This window comes from Pseudokineococcus lusitanus (genome assembly GCF_003751265.1).
Classification (GTDB): Bacteria; Actinomycetota; Actinomycetes; order Actinomycetales; family Quadrisphaeraceae; genus Pseudokineococcus; species Pseudokineococcus lusitanus.
The window spans coordinates 214,307-229,140 of record NZ_RJKN01000006.1 but is presented as its reverse complement, the minus strand read 5'-3'; the positions used below and the strand labels follow the sequence as shown (position 1 = coordinate 229,140).

Annotated in this window: 13 protein-coding genes and 2 tRNA genes; 8 read left to right on the top strand and 7 right to left on the bottom strand. The window is 77.3% G+C overall.

The window, feature by feature from the left end:
• Window positions 1–22: 22 nt before the first annotated feature.
• A tRNA-Ile gene (locus EDC03_RS12560) sits at window positions 23–96 on the top strand.
• A gap of 65 nt (window positions 97–161) precedes the next feature.
• Window positions 162–234, top strand: a tRNA-Ala gene (locus tag EDC03_RS12555).
• Between the two features lie 63 nt (window positions 235–297).
• On the opposite strand, the gene EDC03_RS12550 is transcribed toward EDC03_RS12555, so the two are convergent.
• A complete protein-coding gene (locus tag EDC03_RS12550; protein WP_123380580.1) occupies window positions 298–1,107 on the bottom strand; it encodes a hypothetical protein in 810 nt (269 codons plus the stop codon).
• 273 nt (window positions 1,108–1,380) lie between these two features.
• On the opposite strand from EDC03_RS12550, the gene EDC03_RS12545 reads away from it, so the two are divergent.
• On the top strand, window positions 1,381–1,905 hold the full coding sequence (locus EDC03_RS12545) for a peptidylprolyl isomerase (RefSeq protein WP_123380579.1): 525 nt from the start codon (window positions 1,381–1,383) through the stop codon (window positions 1,903–1,905).
• Between the two features lie 136 nt (window positions 1,906–2,041).
• Window positions 2,042–2,929, top strand: a complete 888-nt coding sequence (locus tag EDC03_RS12540) for a rhomboid family intramembrane serine protease (protein ID WP_123380578.1) — start codon at window positions 2,042–2,044, stop codon at window positions 2,927–2,929.
• 689 nt (window positions 2,930–3,618) lie between these two features.
• On the opposite strand, the gene EDC03_RS12530 is transcribed toward EDC03_RS12540, so the two are convergent.
• Window positions 3,619–3,945, bottom strand: coding sequence for a cell division protein CrgA (locus EDC03_RS12530; RefSeq protein ID WP_123380576.1), 327 nt, complete (start codon window positions 3,943–3,945; stop codon window positions 3,619–3,621).
• Between the two features lie 154 nt (window positions 3,946–4,099).
• On the opposite strand from EDC03_RS12530, the gene EDC03_RS12525 reads away from it, so the two are divergent.
• The 4 genes from EDC03_RS12525 to EDC03_RS12515 all read left to right on the top strand — a co-directional run bounded on the left by EDC03_RS12525 (window position 4,100) and on the right by EDC03_RS12515 (window position 6,643).
• Window positions 4,100–4,813 carry a DUF881 domain-containing protein gene (locus EDC03_RS12525; protein ID WP_123380575.1) on the top strand — a complete coding sequence of 238 codons (714 nt, stop codon included), beginning with the start codon at window positions 4,100–4,102 and terminating at the stop codon, window positions 4,811–4,813.
• A gap of 89 nt (window positions 4,814–4,902) precedes the next feature.
• Window positions 4,903–5,721 carry a class E sortase gene (locus EDC03_RS12520; protein ID WP_241967174.1) on the top strand — a complete coding sequence of 273 codons (819 nt, stop codon included), beginning with the start codon at window positions 4,903–4,905 and terminating at the stop codon, window positions 5,719–5,721.
• The gene (locus EDC03_RS17895) at window positions 5,718–5,894 is read left to right on the top strand and encodes a hypothetical protein (RefSeq protein ID WP_199720220.1); all 177 of its coding nucleotides are present in this window, start codon (window positions 5,718–5,720) and stop codon (window positions 5,892–5,894) included. The genes EDC03_RS12520 and EDC03_RS17895 overlap by 4 nt, the downstream gene beginning before the upstream one ends.
• A 38-nt stretch (window positions 5,895–5,932) precedes the next feature.
• Window positions 5,933–6,643 (top strand): aminodeoxychorismate/anthranilate synthase component II, encoded by a 711-nt coding sequence (locus tag EDC03_RS12515; protein ID WP_123380574.1) that lies wholly within the window; start codon window positions 5,933–5,935, stop codon window positions 6,641–6,643.
• Between the two features lie 6 nt (window positions 6,644–6,649).
• On the opposite strand, the gene EDC03_RS18445 is transcribed toward EDC03_RS12515, so the two are convergent.
• The 5 genes from EDC03_RS18445 to EDC03_RS12490 are packed head-to-tail and all read right to left on the bottom strand — an operon-like array spanning window position 6,650 to window position 14,830.
• Window positions 6,650–8,650, bottom strand: coding sequence for a protein kinase domain-containing protein (locus tag EDC03_RS18445; RefSeq protein ID WP_148058081.1), 2,001 nt, complete (start codon window positions 8,648–8,650; stop codon window positions 6,650–6,652).
• Window positions 8,647–10,515 carry a serine/threonine protein kinase gene (locus EDC03_RS18440; protein WP_123380572.1) on the bottom strand — a complete coding sequence of 623 codons (1,869 nt, stop codon included), beginning with the start codon at window positions 10,513–10,515 and terminating at the stop codon, window positions 8,647–8,649. The genes EDC03_RS18445 and EDC03_RS18440 overlap by 4 nt, the downstream gene beginning before the upstream one ends.
• Entirely contained in the window at window positions 10,512–11,984 is a 1,473-nt protein-coding gene (locus tag EDC03_RS12500; RefSeq protein WP_123380571.1) for a peptidoglycan D,D-transpeptidase FtsI family protein, read from the bottom strand. The genes EDC03_RS18440 and EDC03_RS12500 overlap by 4 nt, the downstream gene beginning before the upstream one ends.
• Window positions 11,981–13,372, bottom strand: coding sequence for an FtsW/RodA/SpoVE family cell cycle protein (locus tag EDC03_RS12495; protein WP_123380570.1), 1,392 nt, complete (start codon window positions 13,370–13,372; stop codon window positions 11,981–11,983). Before EDC03_RS12495 ends, EDC03_RS12500 begins: the two co-directional genes overlap by 4 nt.
• A gap of 9 nt (window positions 13,373–13,381) precedes the next feature.
• Window positions 13,382–14,830: a protein phosphatase 2C domain-containing protein gene (locus tag EDC03_RS12490; protein ID WP_123380569.1), complete on the bottom strand. Its 1,449-nt coding sequence runs from the start codon at window positions 14,828–14,830 to the stop codon at window positions 13,382–13,384.
• Window positions 14,831–14,834: the final 4 nt, after the last annotated feature.

Here is a 14,834-nt window from a genome sequence, read left to right as displayed (position 1 = left end):
GCCTCGGCGCACCGCACCACCCGGGCCTATAGCTCAGACGGTTAGAGCGCTTCCCTGATAAGGAAGAGGCCAGAGGTTCAAGTCCTCTTAGGCCCACCCATCACGCCCCGGCCCCGGCCGGGACCGGTGCCCCTCGCAGCGGCCCCCGTGCCCTTGCGTCCGGGGGCGTGGCGCAACTGGTAGCGCACCTGCTTTGCAAGCAGGGGGTTAGGGGTTCGAGTCCCCTCGCCTCCACCGGTACGCAAGACGTCAGAAGGGCCCGACCCCCGCGGGGGTCGGGCCCTTCTGCGTGGGGCGTCAGGACGAGTGCTTGCCCTGCTGCTCCTCGGCCTTGTCCTTCGCCGCGTCGGCGGCGTCGGCGGCCTTGTCCTTGCCGGTGTCCGCGGCGTCCTTGACGGCGTCGGCGGCCTTGTCGGCCGCCTCCTTCACGGAGTCCGCGGCCGAGGCCGTGGCGGCCTTCGCCTTGTCGGCGAGGTCGGCCGGCGTCGGGGTCGAGCTGCTGCTCGCGCTGGTGGAGGTGCCGGACGTCGACGACGCCGCACCGCCGGGGGCGCCCGAGTAGCCGGACGTGCCGGTGCTGGCGGCCCACGGGTCCTGGGTCGGCTGCGACGACTTCCAGGCGGCGTAGCCCGCCGCCCCCGCCGCGCCGAGCACGCCGAGGACGAGGAGGAGCTTGCCGGGCCCGAAGGAGCGCTGGTTGCGGCGCGCCTTCTTCTCGGCCTTCTTGGCGGCCTTCTTCGTGCTCTTGAGCTGGCCCTTGACCGGCGCGTACGCGTCGTCGACCTTGGACGACGCCGCGGCCGTGGCGGCCGTGAGGGAGTCGACGAGCCGCGGGAGCAGGTCGTCGACGATCTTGTCGTGGGCCGCGTCGACCTTGGGGGCCAGCGTGCCGGCGGCGGCGGCCACGCGCGGGGCGGCGGCCTCCACGCCCTTGTCGCGGGCGCGCTCGTAGTGCGGGGTGGCCCAGTCACGGGCGACCCCGGCGTACTGGACGGCGTGCGCGCGGGCGGCCTCGGCCGCCGGGCTCACGCGGTCCTTGAGCGCGGCCGTCTGGTCCTTCACCGCGTCGGCGGCCTTCTCGCTGCGGGACTTCGTGCCGAAGTGCACGCGCTCCTCCTCGCTCCTGGCCGCCGGCGGCCTCGCGGCCGGGCGACGGCGATCGGTCTGCCGGTGTCTCGAGCCGGCCGGTGCACGGGGCGCCCGGCCGGGACGTCGCGCCATCCTGCCGTCTCGGGCCCCTCGGCGCCGCTCGACGGCGCGGGTCCGGGGCACGGACCCGGGACGGGCCCCCGGCGCGGCCCCGGCGACGGGCGGGCCGGGGCAGCGGACGGCCGGTGGACGGCGCGGGGCGGGGGAAGGCGCGCGTGCGAGGATCGGCGCATGTTCGCGACCCTGCACACCTCCGCCGGCACCATCCGCGTCGAGCTCTACGACACGAAGGCGCCGAAGACGGTCCGCAACTTCGTCGGCCTCGCCACGGGCGAGCAGGAGTGGACGGACCCGCGCACGGGCAAGCCCTCGACGGAGCCCCTGTACTCGGACGTCGTCTTCCACCGCGTCATCAGCGGCTTCATGATCCAGGGCGGCGACCCGCTGGGCACCGGCACCGGCGGCCCCGGCTACACCTTCGACGACGAGATCCACCCGGGCGTCGACTTCACGCAGCCCTACGTCCTCGCCATGGCGAACGCCGGCACGCGCGGCGGCAAGGGCACCAACGGCTCGCAGTTCTTCATCACGCTCGCGCCGACGACGTGGCTGCAGGGCAAGCACACGATCTTCGGCGTCGTCGCCGACGACGAGAGCCGCGCGGTCGTCGACGCCATCGGCGCCGTCCGCACGGGCCGTGGTGACCGTCCCGTCGAGGACGTCGTGCTGCAGCGCGTCGAGGTCGACGCCTCCTGACCCCCGCGGCCCCCGGGCCGCCCCCGTCCCGGCCGGTGCCCCGCACCGGCCGGGACGTCCGCCGACCGGTGCGACCGCCCTCGGCGACCGCCGGACGACCCACGAGCGTGCGCCGACGAGCGCCGGGAGGCCCGCGATGAGCGACCGCGACCCCGGGGTCCCCCCGGGCGCCACCGGCGGCGGTCCCTGGTCCGGCGGTCCCGCGGGACCGCCGGTCTGCCCGCGGCACCCGGAGCGCGAGGCCTACGTCCGCTGCCAGCGCTGCGGACGCCCCACCTGCCCGGAGTGCCAGCGCGAGGCGCCCGTCGGCGTCCAGTGCGTCGACTGCGTCGCCGAGGCCCGGCGGCAGGCCCCCACCGTGCGCACCGCCCTGGGCGGGACGGCGCGGGGCGGTCGGCCGGTCGTCACGTACGCCCTCATCGCGGCCTGCGTCCTGGCGTACGCGCTGCAGCTGGCGTCGGGTGGCGTCGTCACCGGCCTCTTCTCGCTCGCGACCCCCCTCGTGGCCACCGAGCCCTACCGCCTGCTGACGTCGGCGTTCCTCCACTCGACCGGCTCGCTGCTCCCGTTCCACCTCCTGCTCAACATGTACGTGCTCTTCCTCACCGGTCCCGCCCTCGAGCAGCTGTTCGGGCGCGGCCGCTTCCTCGCCCTCTACCTCCTCAGCGCCCTCGGCGGCTCGGTCGCCTTCACGCTGGTGCAGGGCCTCCTCGGCAGCCCGGGCGTCGCCGTCGGTGCGTCGGGCGCCGTCTTCGGCCTCTTCGGCGCCCTCGTCGTCCTCCGCCGCCGCTTCCCCGGGGGCGTCCGCTCCATCGGGGTCGTGCTGGCCATCAACCTCGCGCTGGGCTTCCTCATACCCGGCATCGCCTGGGAGGCCCACCTCGGCGGCCTCGCCGTCGGCGCCGGCGTCGCGGCGGTGCTGTCCCGGACGGCCCGGCAGCCCCGCGCCCAGCTCGTGGCCCTGGCCGCCGTCGTCGTGGCCCTGGCCCTCCTCGCCGCGGTCGCGGCCGCCGTCGCCGCCTGACCCGCCCCCGGCTCCCGAGCCGGTCCCGACGACGAACAGGCGCCGGTTCGCGCTGCAGACCCGGTCCAGGTGGCGAATGGGCGCCTGTTCGCGCTGTTGAGCCGGTCCTGACGGCGAATGGGCGCCTGTTCGCGTCCCTGAGCCGGTCGTGACGGCGAACGGGCGCCTGGTCGCGGGCCTGAGCCGCCCCCCGTCGCCAGTCCGACGTCGCGCACCGCCCGCGGCGCCGAGGCGGGGCACCACGTCGGACCCGCGCCCGTGCCCCCGGGACACGCAGCCGTGCGCCGTCGCGGGCCCGACGTCGTCATCACCGCAACCCCCGAGAGCGGGTCAAGGACGACCCGCACCGTGCCGATGACGAGGAGGGGAGAGGCCTGTCCCCACCCGTCCCACCCGCACACCTGTCCACACCGGTGGATGAGCCTGTGGATGACGGATCCGTCATCCACACTGTGGAGAACGCCTGGGGACGAAGCACAGGCGTGTCGTTCAGCAGGTGAGCGCCCTGCCGGCGTCCACGGAGGCCGCGCCCCGGCCGCTGGTCGTCCCCAAGGCTGTCCACCGACCGTGGACGACGTCGACGCCCGCGGTGACGACCGTCCCCCCGTCCGTGCTGACGGACGGCCCCGGACGCAGCGCACCCCCCGACGCCGGGGGCGTCGGGGGGTGCGGGGAGGACGTGCGGCGGGTCAGCGCCAGCGGGTCGTCATGAGGAAGCCGACGAGGACGACGGCGAAGCCGGCGACGAGGTTCCAGCTGCCGATGCCGGGCACCGGGTAGCGGTTCTCGGTGACGTACCAGACGACGATCCACGCCAGGCCGAGCACCATGAGCCCCAGCATCACCGGCACGAACCACGGCGGGTTGGGGGTGCGCACGTCGGCCGTGCGCCGGGGCGCGTCGTCCGAGACCTGGGGGGCCTCCGCCGCGGCGGCGGCGGCGCCCTTCGGGGCGGTGGGCCCGCCCTTGACGGGCTGGTTGCTGCCGCGGCGGCGGCGTCGTCGGGACTCCGGCATCGGTGCTGCGCTCCTCGGCTGGACGGCGGTGCGTGCTCTGGTCTCGGGGTGCTGGCGTGCCCGCCGTCCGGGACGACGGCCGCAGCCCGGGCGACGGCGACGGAGGACGTCGGCGTCGTCGGGCCGTGGTCGGGGCCTGACCTACTGTAGTCAGGTGGCTGGCAGGGGGTCGCGGCTCTCCCGCGGGGGCGCCGCCGCGGTGGCGGGCGTGCTGTGCCTCGCGGGGCTCCTCTTCGCCACGAGCGCCGGGACCGCCGACGGCACGGACCTGCGCGAGGACGACGACGACCTGCGCGCCGTCGTCCTCGAGGAGAGCTCCCGCGTGGCCACGCTCGAGGAGCGCGTCGCCGCGGCCCGCGCCGAGGTCGACGCCCTCGCGGCCCCGCCCGGCGAGGCCGACGCCGGCCCGTCCGAGGCGCTCGCCGCCGCGGGCCAGACGGCCCCGGTGAGCGGGGAGGGCCTCGTCGTCGTCCTCGCCGACGCGCCGCGCGGCACCGTGCTGGGCGCCGGCTACGACCTGCAGGACACGGTCGTCCACAGCCAGGACGTCCAGGCCGTCGTCAACGCGCTCTGGCGCGGCGGCGCCGAGGGCATGGGCGTCATGGACCAGCGGGTCATCGGGACGACCGCGGTCCGCTGCGTCGGCTCGACGCTGCGGGTGCAGGGCCGCTACTACCCGCCGCCCTACCGCGTGGAGGCCGTCGGCGACCCCGAGGCGCTGCGCGCCGCGCTCGAGGCCTCCCCGGAGGTGGCGCTGTACCGCCAGGCCTCGGACGACCTCGGCCTCGTCTACGAGGTGTCCGAGGCCGACCTCGACCTCCCCGCGTACGGCGGCACGCTCGACCTCTCCTGGGCCCGCCCCGCCTGACGCACCACCCGTCCGGCTCAAGCCGGCGGCCCCCCGCGCCGACGACGGAGGGGAGGGACCGCGCCGCGCGGTCCCGGAGGAGGTCACCGGTGGCAGCGCCGACGACGACGGCACCCCCGACGTCCCCGACCACGCCGCCCGCCCGACGGGCCGGCCGCGCGCTGGCCGCGGCCACCTCGGTGCTCGGCGAGCTGCTCCTCACCGCCGGGGCGCTCCTGCTCCTCTTCGTCGCCTGGCAGCTGTGGTGGACCGACGTCGTCGCGGACCGCGAGCAGGCCGTCGTCACGTCCATGCTCCAGGAGGGGTGGGCCGCCGCCCCCGCCACGACCGTCCCGCCGACCGCCGACCCCGCGCCCGCCTCGGCGCCCCCGCCCGACCTCGCGGCGCCGGCGGACGGCGAGGCCTTCGCCGTCGTCCACGTCCCGCGCTTCGGCGCGGGCTGGCAGCCGCGCCCCGTCGTCGAGGGGACGTCCGCCGACGACCTCGAGGCCGGCGTCGGCCACTACCCGGGCACCGCGCTGCCGGGGGAGGTCGGCAACGCGGCCTTCGCCGGGCACCGCAACACCTACGGCCGGCCCTTCCACGAGATCGCCACGCTCGAGCCGGGCGACCCCGTCGTCGTCGAGACGGCCGAGGGCTGGTTCGTCTACCGCGCGACGACGGCGGAGGTCGTCCGGCCGCGGGACGTCGACGTCGTCGCCCCCGTCCCCGGGGACCCCGCGGCCGTCCCGACGGAGCGCCTGCTCACCCTCACGGCCTGCCACCCCATCGGGTCGGCGCGCGAGCGCTACGTCCAGCACGCCGCCCTCGACCGCTTCGTCCCCCGCGCCGCGGGGGTGCCGCCCGAGCTCGCCGGCACCGCCGGTGCCGCCCCCACCACCCCGACCGCCCCCGGAGCCGCCGCGTGAGCCTCTACGGCGCCCTCTGGCGCGTCCTGCCCGGCCCGACCGTCGTCCGCCTGCTGCTCGCGGTCCTGCTCGTCGCGGGCGTCGTCGCCGTGTGCTTCACGTGGGTGTTCCCCGCGGTCGCGCCCTCCGTACCCTGGAACTCCAGCACGGTCGACGGGACCGCCGGGGGCTGACCCCGACGGCGGCCCGTCCGAGCACCCGGAGGCCCGCCGTGGCAGCACCCGCCGCCCCCCGCGAGGGCACCGCCCCCTCGTCCACCGCCGCCGGCGAGGGCGTCGCCCCGGACGGCGGGCCGCGCGTCCTCGTCGTCGACAACTACGACAGCTTCGTGTGGACGATCGTCGGCTACCTCCAGCAGCTCGGCGCCCGCTGCACGGTCGTCCGCAACGACGACCCCTCCCTCGACGACCCCGCCACCCTCGAGGCCTTCGACGGGGTCCTCGTCTCCCCGGGACCCGGCGCCCCGGCGGACGCCGGCTCCAGCCCGCGCCTCGTGCGCGCCTGCGCCACGCGCTCGCTGCCGATGCTCGGCGTCTGCCTCGGCCACCAGGTCCTGGCCGAGACGCACGGCGCCGTCGTCACGCACGCCGAGGAGCTCATGCACGGGCGCACGAGCGAGGTGCACCACGAGGGCGGCGGCGTGCTCGACGGCCTGCCGCTGCCCTTCACCGCGACGCGGTACCACTCGCTGGCGGTCGTCGACGGGACGGTGCCCGACGAGCTCGTCGTCACCGCCCGCACCGCCGGCGGCGTCGTCATGGCGCTGCAGCACCGCGAGCTCCCGCTCTACGGCGTCCAGTTCCACCCGGAGTCGGTGCTCACCGAGGGCGGCCACCGGCTCCTCGCCAACTGGCTCGCCGTGTGCGGCGACGCCGGCGCCCCCGCCCGCTCGGCCGGGATGGCGCCGCTCGTCCACCGCTGACCGGCGTCAGCGCCCCTGCGGGTCCGTCGTCGGCGGTGCCTCGGTGCCCGGGTCCGTGGGCGGCGGACCCGTGGCCGGCGGCTCGGTGGCCGGCGGCTCGGTCGTCGCGGGCGGCTCGGTCGCCGGCGGCTCCGTGGTCGTCGGCGGCGTGCTCGGCGTGGGGGGCGGCGGCGTCGCGACGTAGAGGATGACGTCGGAGCGCTGGCGCACGGCCCCCGGCTCGGGGTCCTGCCGCACGACGCTGTTCTGCTCCGCGGACGACTCCTCGAAGCGGACGTCCGGCGTGAGGCCCAGCTGCTGGACCGCCTCGCGCGCGGCCTGCAGCGGCAGGCCGGTGTAGTCGTCGATCTCGACGGTGCCGTCGCTGACGCGCAGGTCCACGTCGCTGCCGGGGGTGACCGCGACGCCCGGCGCGGGGTCGGAGGACAGCACCTCGCCGGCCGGCGCGTCGACGTCGGGTCCCTCGTCCACGTCGCCCACGCCGAGCCCGGCCTCCTCGAGGAGGGCCCGGGCGTCGTCCACGTCCTCGCCGACGACGGACGGCACCTCGACGGACGACGGCCCGGTGGAGACGACGACGTCCACGGTGCTGCCGGCCTCGACCTCGCGGCCGCCCGCGGGCACCGTGGCCGCCACCCGGCCCTCGGGGACGTCCGGCGAGGGCGCCTCGCTCGTCGTCACCTCGAGGCCCTGGCCGACCAGCGCCGCCTCCGCGGCCTCGGCGGTCTGCCCGACGACGTCCCGGACCGTCACCGGCGGGGGCGCCGTCGGCTCGTCCTCCGTCAGGAGCCCGGGCACGACGACGGCGGCCAGCGCCACGAGCGCGAGGGCCACGAGCACGCCGAGCACGACGGCGACCCGACGGCCGCGCCGCGGCTCCTCCACGGGCTCGTCCTCCCGCGGGGTCAGCGGGGTCAGCGGCGGCGGGGCCGCGACGGGCACCGCCGTCGTCGCGGCGGCGGCCACGGCCGTCGTCGCCGCGACGTCGACCCCGCGCGAGGCCGCGAGGAGGTCCTCCCGGAACGCGTCGGCGTCGGGGTACCGGTCGTCCGGCTCCTTCGCGAGCGCACGCAGGACGACGGCGTCGAGCCCGCGCGGCAGCCCGGGCCGGTGCGTGCTCGGCGGCTCGGGCACCTCGCTGACGTGCTGGTAGGCCAGCGAGACCGCCGACTCGCCGCGGAACGGCGGGCGGCCCGTGAGGAGCTCGTAGAGCAGGCAGCCGGTGGAGTAGAGGTCCGTGCGGGCGTCGACGGGGCGGCCCCGCGCCTGCTCGGGGGAGAGGTACTGGGCCGTGCCCATGACGGCCGACGTCTGCGTCGAGGTGGCGGAGACGTCCGCGAGGGCCCGGGCGATGCCGAAGTCCATGACCTTGACCCGGCCGTCCTGCGTGAGCATGACGTTGGCCGGCTTGATGTCGCGGTGGACGATCCCCTGGCGGTGGCTGTACGCCAGCGCGGACAGCACGCCCGTGGTGATGGTGACGGCGAGGTCGAGCTCCAGGCCGAGGTCCTCGCCGGAGCCCCCGACGCCCGGTACCTCGGTGCCGCCGCCGGGCGTGCGCGGGGCGTCGTCCGGCTCGTCGCGCACCGGGAGGGTCATCGCCTGCGTCGCGGTGTCCGTCGTGCCCGGCGTGCCGGGCGGTGGGCGCCGCGGCCGGCGGCGCTCGAGGAGGAGGTCGCGGGCCGTCACGCCCCGGACGAGCTCCATGACGATGTAGAGCAGCTGCTCGCCCGCCGGGCCGGTGTCCTCGCCGACGTCGTGGACGCCGACGACGTCGGGGTGGTTGAGCGCCGCCGCGGACCGGGCCTCGCGGCGGAACCGGGTCTGGAACTCCGGGTCCCGGGCGAGGTCGGCGTGGAGGAGCTTGACGGCGACCTGCCGGTGGAGCACCCGGTCCTGCGCGGCGTGGACGACGGCCATGCCGCCGCGGCCGACGACGTCGCCGAGCTCGTAGCGGCCGCCCAGCACCCGCGGCCCGGGGGCACCCGTCCCTGCGCCGTCCGTCACGGCTGCCCGGGCACGGCGGCCGGCAGGCCGGGGGCCGCGGCGGGGCCGTCGTCGGCGGGCCCGGCCTCGCCCCGGCCACCGCCCCGGCTGCTCCCCGGACCGCCGGAGCCGCCCGGACCGCTGCCGACGTCGACGACGTCGCCCGCACCGCCACCGGCACCCTGACCGGCACCCTGACCGCTGCCCTGACCGCTGCCCTGACCGGCGCCCTGGCCTTGACCGGCGCCCTGGCCCTGACCGGCGCCCTGGCCCTGGCCGCCGCCCTGGCCGTTCCCCTGGCCGTCGCCCTGACCGCCGCCGGGACCGGAGCCCGGTCCGGCGGCCTCGCCGCCCTCGTCGCCGCCGCCCGGGCCGCTGCTGCTGCCGTCGTCGGTCGGCGTCGGTGCGGGCGTCGTCGCGTCGTCGCTGGGCGAGGGCTCCGGCGCGGGCTCGCTCTCGGTGGGGGTCGGCTCCGGCTCCGGCTCGGGCGCGCTCGCCACGGTGAGGGTGACCCGGGTGCCGACGGGCTGCTCGCCCGTCGGGGAGACGTCCGTGACGTCGCCCGGGTCCTGCGCGTCGGTCGTCTCGACGGTCGAGGCGACCACGAAGCCGAGGTCGTCGAGCCGGGCGCTGGCCTCCTCGAGGGAGAGGCCGACGAGCTCGTCGGGGTCGACGACGGCCGTGTCGACCTCCTCGGTGGGCTCCTCGGTCGGCTCGTCGGACGGCGTGGGGGGCGGGTCGGACGTCGGCGGCGGGCTCGACGACGGCGCCGGGCCGGTCGACGGCGCGGGGCCCGGGGTGTCGCCCCCCTGGTCGAGCACGCGCCAGCCGACGACGGCGAGGGCCGCGACGAGCAGCAGCACGAGCAGGACGACGAGCGGCGTCCGCGAGCGCCGCCGGGGCTCGTCGTCGGGCGGGGGGACGGCCGCGACGGGACGCGGCGGGGTCGCCGGCGCCTGCACCCGCGTGGCGGGGGCGGCGGCCGTCGGCGGGGCGAGGACGCTCGTCGCGGCGGTCGCCGCGGCACCCACGAGCCCGGCGGCGGCCAGCGCGCGGTGCGCCCCGGCGTCGTCGCCCCGGGCGAGGGCGGCGGCGACGGCGGCGAGCTGGCTGCCGTCGACCGGGCGGCCCGTCGGGTCCTTGCGCAGGCAGACGTCGACGAGCTCGCGCACGCCCGCCGGCACCGAGGTCGGCAGCGGCGGCGGCTCGTCGTTGACCTGCGCCATCGCGACGGCCACCTGCGAGTCGCCCGTGAACGGCCGCTGGCCGGTGAGCATCTCGTGGAGCACGACGCCGAGGGCGTAGACGTCGCTCGCGGGCAGGGCCGGGCGGCCCATGGCCTGCTCGGGCGCGAGGTACTGCGCCGTCCCCATCACCTGGCCGGTCCGGGTGAGCGGCGCCTGGTCCCCGGCGCGGGCGATGCCGAAGTCGGTGACCTTGACGTCGCCGTCGGGCGTGATGAGGAGGTTGCCGGGCTTGACGTCGCGGTGGACGACGCCGGCCGCGTGCGCGGCGCCCAGGCCGGAGGCGGCCTGCGCGACGAACCCGACGGCCCGGCGCGGGTCCAGAGGGCCCTCGCGGGCGATGAGGTCGTTGAGCGGCTCGCCGGGCACGAGCTCCATGACGAGGTAGGCGGAGCCCTCGAGCTCCCCGTAGTCGTAGACGCCGGCGATGCTCGGGTGCGAGAGGGCCGCCGAGTGGCGGGCCTCGGCGCGGAAGCGGGCGAGGAAGCCGGGGTCCCCGAGGAACTCCTCCTTGAGGATCTTGACGGCCACCTCGCGGCCGAGGACGTCGTCGCGCGCCGCCCAGACCTCGCCCATGCCGCCGACGGCGATCCGTCGCTCGAGGCGGTACCGCCCCAGCTCGTCGCCCGCCCGAGGCCTCATCGGCCGACCACCGCCTCCATCACCTGGCGCGCCACCGGCGCCGCCGTCCGTCCGCCCGACGCCTCGCTGCCGGCGTCGCCGCCGTTCTCCACGACCACCGCGACCGCGACCTGCGGGTCGTCGGCCGGCGCGAAGGCCGTGAACCACGCGTGCGGGTCCTCGGGCTCGCCGTCGCCGTCGGTGTCCCCGACCTCCGCCGTGCCGGACTTGCCGGCCACGGCGACGCCGTCGATCGCGGCGGAGGTGCCGGTGCCGTCGGTGACGACGAGCTGCATCATCTCCGTCAGCGAGGCCGCGGTGCCCGCGGAGACGGCGCGGCCGAGCTCGCGGGGCTCCGGCGCGTCGACGAGCGAGAGGTCCTGCGCGCGCACCTGGCCCACGAGCTGGGGCTGCATGACGACGCCGCCGTTGGCGATCCCGGCGCTGACCATGGCGACCTGCAGCGGGGTCACGCGGACGTCGAACTGGCCGATGGCCGCCAGCGCCCGCTGGGGCTGGTCGGGGTCCTCGGGGTAGCTGCTGGCGACGACGTCGACGGGGATCTCGAGGGAGCGCCCGAACCCGAAGTCGGCGGCGGTGTCGGCGACGGCGTCCTCGGGGAGCTCGAGGCCGAGCGCGCCGAAGGCCGTGTTGCAGGAGATCCGCAGGGCGTCGGCGAGGGAGACGAGGTCGTCGGCGCCGCACGCGTCGCCCGTGACGTTGGGCAGCCCGACATCGGTGAGCGGCAGGTCGAGGACCGCCGGGCCCGGCAGCACGCTGTCCGGCGTGTACCCGCCGGTCTCCAGCGCGGCCGCCGCGGTGACGAGCTTGAAGACCGACCCGGGCGGGTACGTCTCCGCCGTCGCGTTGGGGCGCAGCGGGTTGCCCGGCGCCTCGAGCAGCTCGGCGTAGGAGGAGCGGACCGCCTCGGTGTCGAGCGAGGACAGCAGGTTCGGGTCGTAGCCGGGCGAGGACACGAGGGCGAGGACACGGCCCGTGCTCGGCTCGAGGGCGACGACGGCGCCGCGCTGGTCGCCCAGCGCGTCGGCCGCGGCCTGCTGGACCTCGGGCCGCAGGGTCAGCTCGACGTTCGCGCCGGCGGGCTGGGCCCCGGTGACGAGGTCGGCGAGGCGGCGGTAGAAGAGCTGGTCCGACGTGCCGGCGAGGAGCCCGCCCAGCGCGTCCTCGACGCCGGTGGCGCCGTAGACCACGGAGTACGAGCCCACGGGGTGCCCGTACAGGGCCCCCTCGGGGTAGGTGCGGCGGTAGGCGATGGGCCCCTCGGCCTCGACGGACTCGGCGAGGACGCTGCCGTCGGCGGCCGTGATGGCGCCCCGGTCGCGGCCGAGCTCGGCCAGCAGGGTGCGGGAGTTGCGGGGGTCGTCGCGCAGGGCCCCGGCCTGGGCGAACTGCACCCACGTGGCGCTGCCGAGCAGGAGGGCGAAGAGGACGGCGACGACGACGGACAGGCGGCGCAGCGGCGTGTTCATACGGTCCTCACCACCTGGGTCTCGCCCGCGCCCGGGTCCACCGGGCGCGCGGGGTCGGCCACCGGCGGGGCGGGGCGTCGGGCGGCGTCCGAGATGCGCAGGAGCAGGGCGACGACCAGCCAGTTCGTGAGGAGGGAGGAGCCGCCCGCGGCGAGGAACGGCATGGTCAGACCGGTGAGCGGGATGACCCGCAGGACGCCACCGGCGACGACGAAGCACTGCAGCGCCACCGTGAAGGCGAGGCCGCCGGCGAGGAGCTTGCCGAAGCCGTCCCGCACCCCGATGGCGGTGCGCAGGCCGCGCTCGACGACGACGAGGTAGAGCATGAGGACGGCGACGAGGCCGACGAGGCCGAGCTCCTCGCCGATGCTCGCGAGGATGAAGTCGCTGTTGGCGAAGGGGACGATGTCCGGCCGGCCGCGGCCGAGGCCCGTGCCGGTGAGGCCGCCGTTGGCGAGGCCGAAGAGCCCTTGGACGAGCTGGTAGCTCCCGCCGAACTGGCGGTCGTAGACGTCCGCGGCGAAGGGGTCGAGCCACCCGTCGACCCGCTGCTGCACGTGGCCGAAGAGCCGGAACGCCGTGTACGCGCCCGCGGCGAAGAGGACGAGGCCGATGGCGATCCAGCTCGTGCGCTCGGTGGCGAGGTAGAGCACCGCGACGAAGAGCCCGAAGAAGAGCAGCGAGGTGCCGAGGTCGCGCTGCAGCACGAGGATCCCGACGCTCCCGGCCCAGGCCACGAGGATCGGCCCGAGGTCGCGGCCCCGGGGCAGCTGGAGGCCCAGCACCCGTGGCCCGGCGAGGGACAGCGTGTCGCGGGCCGTGACGAGGTAGCCGGCGAAGAACACCGCCAGCGTGATCTTGGCGATCTCGCCGGGCTGGAAGGACAGCGGCCCCACGCCGATCCAGATGCGGGCGCCGTTGATGGTGCGGCCCAGCACCGGCAGGAGCGGGAGCAGGAGCAGGACGAGGCTCGCCACCATCGCCACGTACGTGTAGCGGCGCAGCAGCCGGTGGTCGCGCAGCACGACGACGAGGACGGTGGCCGCGACGACGCCGATGGCCGACCACAGCAGCTGCCGCGGCGCCTGCGCCGAGCCCGTGGCGAGGTCGAGGCGGTGGATCATCGCGAGGCCGAGCCCGTTGAGCGCCACGGCGGCCGGCAGCAGCACGGGGTCGGCGTAGGGCGCGCGCCAGCGCAGCACGAGGTGGACGACGAGGGCCAGGCCCGCCAGCCCGCCGCCGTAGGCGAGGACGCGCGGGCTCCACGTGCCGTCGACGCCGACGCCCACGAGCCCGTACGCGAGCATCGCGACGCCCACGGCGAGCAGGAGCAGCCACAGCTCGGTGCCGCGGCGGCTGCGCGCGGCGTGCTCGGTGACGACGGCCATCGGTCCTCCTCAGCCCAGCGCAGCGCAGCCCGCGGGCGCGTCGACGTCGTCGGTGGGGGACGGGGCGGGGGTCGGCGTCGGGCTCGCGGAGGGCGCGGGGGTGACCGCCGCGGCCGTCGTGGCCGTGGCGACGGCGGTGGGCGGCGCGGACGTCGCCGTCGGCGCGGCGGTCGGCTCCGCCGTCGGCGGGGCGGTCACCGTGGGGTCGGGCTCCGCCGTGGGCTCGGGGCAGACCTCCTCGAGCAGGGAGCGCACGGTCGAGCGCGCGCCGGCGAGGTCGTCGGCGGCGACGCCGTCGGCGACGGCCGCCCGCGGGACGGGCGGGAGGTCGTCGAGCGTCAGCCCGGCCTCCTCGACGACCGACGAGAGCCGCAGCGGGCCGATCTCGGCGGGCAGGCCGCGGAAGACGGCCACCTGCTCGTCCGGCGTGGCCCCGACGAAGTACTGCGCGGTGCCCCAGCGCCACACGGCCAGGACCGCCGCGGCCGCGACGACGAGCACGGCGGCCAGCGCGGCCAGGCGCAGCCACGGGCTCCGGCGCCGGCCGGACGCGTGGGCGCCCGGGGCGTCGTGGTCCCCGTCCCCGTCCCCGTCCCCGTCGTGGTCGTCGTCGTCGTGGTCGTCGCGGCCCAGCGCGGCCCCCTTGGCCGCCGGCGAGGCGGCGGCGCGGGTGCGGCGCGCGTGCTGCGCGGCGGCCGCGCCCACGACCTCGGTGTGGTCGGGCGGGGCGGTCCCGACGTCGACGACGTCCGCGACGACGACCGTGACGTTGTCCGAGCCGCCGGCGCGCAGGGCCAGCTGCACGAGGACGTCGGCGCACGCGCCGACGTCGGCGACCCCCGCGAGCGTCTCGCGGAGCGTGCCCTCGCCGACCATCCCCGACAGGCCGTCGCTGCACAGCAGCCACCGGTCGCCCGGGCGGGCCTCGCGGACGGACGTGTCGAGCTCCTGGCTCGAGTCGATGTCGCCGAGGACGCGCAGGAGCACCGACCGCTGCGGGTGGTGATCGGCCTCCTCGGGCGTGATGCGGCCCTCGTCGACGAGGTGCTGGACGAAGGTGTGGTCGCGGGTGACCTGCTGCAGCGCGCCCTCGCGCAGCACGTAGGCGCGGCTGTCGCCGATGTGGGCGAGCGCCAGGCGGTCGCCCGAGCGCAGGAGCGCGGTGATGGTCGTCCCCATGCCGGCCAGCGCCGGCTCCTCGGCGACCCGCTGCGCCAGCAGCGTCGCGGCCCGCCGGACCGCCTCGGACAGGTGCCGCGGCGCGTCGGCGCCGTGCGACTCGCCCTCGAGGCGGCTCAGCTCGCCGACCGCGATGGAGGACGCCACGTCGCCGCCCGCGTGCCCGCCCATGCCGTCGGCGACGACGAGCAGGTGCGGCCCCGCGTAGGCGGAGTCCTGGTTCGACGAGCGGACGAGGCCCACGTCGGAGCGGGCGGCGTAGCGCAGGGCGGTGGGCACGGGC